The 951-nt window shown below is 49.4% G+C and carries 1 rRNA gene; it reads left to right on the forward strand.

Annotated features, from left to right (window positions below):
• The first annotated feature begins 5 nt into the window (after positions 1 to 5).
• A 5S ribosomal RNA gene (gene rrf, locus FCL42_RS21485) occupies positions 6 to 120 on the forward strand.
• Positions 121 to 951 lie beyond the last annotated feature (831 nt).

The raw sequence follows: 951 nt of genomic DNA on the forward strand, positions 1-951 counted from the left end.
TTTTGTCTGACGACCATAGCGCTGTGGTCCCACCTGATCCCATGCCGAACTCAGAAGTGAAACGCAGTTGCGCCGATGGTAGTGTGGGAGTTCCCATGTGAGAGTAGGTCATCGTCAGACGCCAATTAAGAGAAAAGCCCATCCTAACGGATGGGCTTTTTTCGTATCTGCGATTTAAAGAGAATACTGTTTCTTCTACTTATATTGATGACATTACCCCCTGATCCCATGCACTAATTCCCGCCGCCGGCGCCCAGAAGTGAAACCCAGTCGCGCGGATGTTCGTGTGGCCAAGTGTTGGAGAGAGTCCGTGTGAGACTTGGTCATTGTCAGACTCCTATTAAGAGAAAAGCCCATCCTAACGGATGGGCTTTTTTCGTACCTGCGATTTAAAGAGAATACTGTTTCTTCTACTTATATTGATGACATTACCCCCTGATCCCATGCACTAATTCCCGCCGCCGGCGCCCAGAAGTGAAACCCAGTCGCGCGGATGGTCGTGTGGCCAAGTGTTGGAGAGAGTCCGTGTGAGACTTGGTCATCGTCAGACTCCTATTAAGAGAAAAGCCCATCCTAACGGATGGGCTTTTTTTGTTTTGGGGAATTTAAAGGTAGCACTCAGCTTTACGCATTGATGACCGGGTCATCAGATCCGATGCGTTGCGGTCACATAAATGACTAACCGCTGGAGCCCAGAAGTGAAATGCCGGTGTGCCGATGTGAGTGTGGTCAAGTGTTGGAGAGAGTCCGTGTGAGACTTGGTCATCGTCAGACGCCAATTAAGAGAAAGCCCGTAGCTAACGCTGCGGGCTTTTTTCGTATCTGTGACCCGTCCTGAAATAGGTTTACACATTGGAGACCTATTATGGAAAAGGTAGAGCCCAAGCGACGCAGACGCTCGCAGCGTGATTACCCAATGGCCTTTAAATTATCTGTGGTTGAACAGGTAGA

Source organism: Ferrimonas aestuarii, assembly GCF_005116665.1.
Classification (GTDB): Bacteria; Pseudomonadota; Gammaproteobacteria; order Enterobacterales; family Shewanellaceae; genus Ferrimonas; species Ferrimonas aestuarii.